Origin of the sequence: Flavobacterium sp., assembly GCF_046317795.1 — a bacterium.
In the GTDB taxonomy this organism is placed as follows: Bacteria; Bacteroidota; Bacteroidia; order Flavobacteriales; family Flavobacteriaceae; genus Flavobacterium.
In genome coordinates this window covers 1-2,872 of record NZ_JBKCVI010000220.1, presented here as the reverse complement: position 1 = coordinate 2,872, position 2,872 = coordinate 1, and the positions used below count along the sequence as shown (strand labels likewise).

Genomic DNA, 2,872 nt, shown 5'->3' with positions numbered 1-2,872 from the left:
ATTAAAAGGTAAAAAGGATGCGGGCGCAACGTTAAGCTCTGAGCAACAAAAATTGGTTTCAGATGCAGAAAAAAGCATTGAAGAAAATAAAACCCAAACTGAAACAGGAAATAAAAAAATACTTGTTGTTTTAGGAATTTTAGCGGGTGTTTTTGTTGTTGGTAAACTTGCTAAGTGGTTTTAATATGAGATTTTTTGTAAATAAAAAAAGCGGGTTTATCTCAAAAGATAAAAATATTGTCATTAATGATCTTAATGGCAATATCTTTTATTTTAAGTTAAACAATGAAGGTAAAATAATTTATTTCAATTTACCTGAAGGCGAATATACAACAAACAACAATTTACAAAAGGTAACAGAGCCACGAAAATTTAAAATTAAAATACTGCCTTCACCAAACAGACCGAAAAAACTGCCTAAAGAATTTAAAATATTCTTTACTGAAAATCCTAATAAATGTAGTGTTGACAATGTAAATCACATAATATACTTTGATAATTCATTTAAAGACGCACCACAGTTTGTTATGGATTACATAAAGCTTCATGAGTTAGGTCATTATTTTTATTCAGGTCAAGGTCAATTAAGCGAAAAAAATTGTGATCAGTTTGCATACAATGAAATGATTAAACTAGGCTATAACCCTTCGCAAGTTGTTGCAGCAATAAATTACAGTTTATCAGATCGTAAAGAAGCAGTAAAAAGAAAAAATAATTTATACACACAAGCAAAAAAATCATTTTTAGTATGATGGAAAAATCACCCTTAAACGTTTTGAAATGGGCAACGGTTATTATATTGATCTTTGCACTATTATCATTGCTTCGTAAATTTGGCTTTTTAGGTCAAACAGATGAAGAGGCAAACACCGAAAAGTTGTTAGATGCTCCACAGTTTAAACCAACTTTTTTAACTACAATTAAACAAGCAATTGCAAAAGCAAGAAACAAACAAGTATCACAGTTAACATCAAGTGATATTAAATTATTTACACCTTCAAGTTCGCAAATGCTTCAGTGGAAAGATGCACTAATAAATGCAAAAGGTATTTTCAAAGATGATGAAAGTGCAGTTTATTCAGTGTTTAAATCAATAGGATCACAAACAAAATTATATTTCTTCAATGAGTTTTTTAAGGTTTACACCAAAAAAGATGTTGTTGAGTATGTTAGTGATTTTATGAATGAAGATGAAATGAGCAGAGTTTATTTAATAATCAAAAACAAACCATTGTTATAATATGAAAAATATATTTTTAATCGGTGCGGTTTTAGCTTTAGTTTATTTCTTAATGAGAAGTAAAAAAACTGAAGTTGCTGAAACTGTTGTAAAGCGTCAAGCGTTTGGCGATGTTGATCTAACAACTGCAATAAATCTAACTTTAGAGCGTGTGAGATAATGAAAAAAGGTGTAATAATAGCGGCATTAATAATAATGCTTTTAATTTTTTTATCAAAGATGAAAAAAGATGAAACAAATGTGATCGGGTTAAAATTTGAAGGACCACAGGATTATATCAACAGGTTAAAACCAATTGCAAAAGAATTGCAAGTTAAGACTGGTATTCCTTACCTGTTTATACTTGCTCAAACTGCTTTAGAAACAGGTTATGGCAAAAGTAGCTTAGTTTATGAAGCGGGAAATTTTGCCGGTATTAAAGCAAAATCGGGGCAGCCTTTTGTTACTAAAATGACCTATGAATACGTGAAAAATCCTAATGATTATCCTACACGCGATAAATCAAAGGATTTATACGACGCTAAAACAGGCAAAACACGTATTTTCTTGCCTCAAAACTTCGCAAAATACAACAGCCTTATAGAAGGTTTAACCGCATACATAAAAGTACTTTTATTACCACGTTATGCAAATGCTTTTAACTATACAAATGACGTAAATAAATTTACGGACGAAATTTGGAAGGCGGGTTATGCAACGGATATTAATTACCCTTCAAAAATCAAATCATTAATACAAACAATTAAAACAAAATACGGAGCATGAAAAAAAAGCTATTCCGTGATATTTTGCGAGGCATTGCAAAAGGATCACCAACAATTAACGGTATAATTGAAGCAGTAGAAAATTGGAAAGTAAAAAGATCATTAGACGTTAAAAAAGAAGTTGATAATATTATTAACCTACCAAATGAGCAACCAACTGAAACACCTGTTGAATTGCCTCACAGTTGGTTAAGTATTGCCTTGCAACTTGCTACTTCTGCAACATTAATCTATTTGGTACTATCAAATAAATTAGAAGTTGAAAAATTTATTGATCTTATTTTTAAATTCATTTAATTCTCTATGCATCACAAATATTTTATACTTGAAACATTTGCACCGCTTATCATTTGGATAGGCGCAATATCTTTAACTGATATAAACACCGTTTTAGGCACAATAGCGGGCGGTGCTTCTGCATGGTACGCTGTTGCAAAATTATATAATCACTATAAAACCGAAAAAAACAAATGAAAAAAATCATCTATTCGCTATTAATTATTTTAGCCGTTGTATGCGCAAGTGCGCAAAGTACAACAACAAGTTACACACGTACGTTAAAATTCTTTAGCAGTGATCTATTACAAATGTATGAAGGCGCACGTATTGCAGCGCCAACAATGACTTTACCAAATTCACTAACAACTTATACATCAACTTTACCTTTTGGAAATTCGGATAATAGGCAATTATACAATGCTATTCGTGGCATGGGTGACGCTTTAAGCGGTTTTACAAATACAAGTTGGAACTTAACAGGCAATTCAGTTAGTACAAACACAAATTTTATCGGAACTACTTCAAATAGATCATTGTTGTTTAGAACTAATAATACACAGCGTTTAAAAATTGATAGTTTAGGTAATTC

6 protein-coding genes and 1 pseudogene are annotated in these 2,872 nt (G+C 30.9%); all 7 read left to right on the top strand.

Annotation, left to right across the window (positions count from 1 at the left end):
* On the top strand, positions 1-184 hold a 184-nt coding region (locus ACK5ON_RS12960; RefSeq protein WP_409823257.1), incomplete at its 5' end, for a hypothetical protein.
* Position 185: 1 nt separating this feature from the next.
* Positions 186-752: a hypothetical protein gene (locus ACK5ON_RS12955; RefSeq protein WP_409823255.1), complete on the top strand. Its 567-nt coding sequence runs from the start codon at positions 186-188 to the stop codon at positions 750-752.
* Positions 749-1,240 carry a hypothetical protein gene (locus ACK5ON_RS12950; RefSeq protein ID WP_409823253.1) on the top strand — a complete coding sequence of 164 codons (492 nt, stop codon included), beginning with the start codon at positions 749-751 and terminating at the stop codon, positions 1,238-1,240. The genes ACK5ON_RS12955 and ACK5ON_RS12950 overlap by 4 nt, the downstream gene beginning before the upstream one ends.
* Position 1,241: 1 nt before the next feature.
* The gene (locus ACK5ON_RS12945; protein WP_409823251.1) at positions 1,242-1,400 is read left to right on the top strand and encodes a hypothetical protein; all 159 of its coding nucleotides are present in this window, start codon (positions 1,242-1,244) and stop codon (positions 1,398-1,400) included.
* A complete protein-coding gene (locus ACK5ON_RS12940) occupies positions 1,400-2,005 on the top strand; it encodes a glycoside hydrolase family 73 protein (RefSeq protein ID WP_409823248.1) in 606 nt (201 codons plus the stop codon). The genes ACK5ON_RS12945 and ACK5ON_RS12940 overlap by 1 nt, the downstream gene beginning before the upstream one ends.
* Positions 2,002-2,301, top strand: coding sequence for a hypothetical protein (locus ACK5ON_RS12935; protein ID WP_409823245.1), 300 nt, complete (start codon positions 2,002-2,004; stop codon positions 2,299-2,301). The genes ACK5ON_RS12940 and ACK5ON_RS12935 overlap by 4 nt, the downstream gene beginning before the upstream one ends.
* A 173-nt stretch (positions 2,302-2,474) precedes the next feature.
* A pseudogene (locus ACK5ON_RS12930) lies at positions 2,475-2,872 on the top strand (hypothetical protein); the annotation flags it as partial.

Bases quoted from the DNA above. Each gene is read 5' to 3' on its own strand.
- ACK5ON_RS12955 (WP_409823255.1), top strand. From the start codon at position 186: ATGAGATTTTTTGTAAATAAAAAAAGCGGGTTTATCTCAAAAGATAAA.
- ACK5ON_RS12950 (WP_409823253.1), top strand. From the start codon at position 749: ATGATGGAAAAATCACCCTTAAACGTTTTGAAATGGGCAACGGTTATT.
- ACK5ON_RS12945 (WP_409823251.1), top strand. From the start codon at position 1,242: ATGAAAAATATATTTTTAATCGGTGCGGTTTTAGCTTTAGTTTATTTC.
- ACK5ON_RS12940 (WP_409823248.1), top strand. From the start codon at position 1,400: ATGAAAAAAGGTGTAATAATAGCGGCATTAATAATAATGCTTTTAATT.
- ACK5ON_RS12935 (WP_409823245.1), top strand. From the start codon at position 2,002: ATGAAAAAAAAGCTATTCCGTGATATTTTGCGAGGCATTGCAAAAGGA.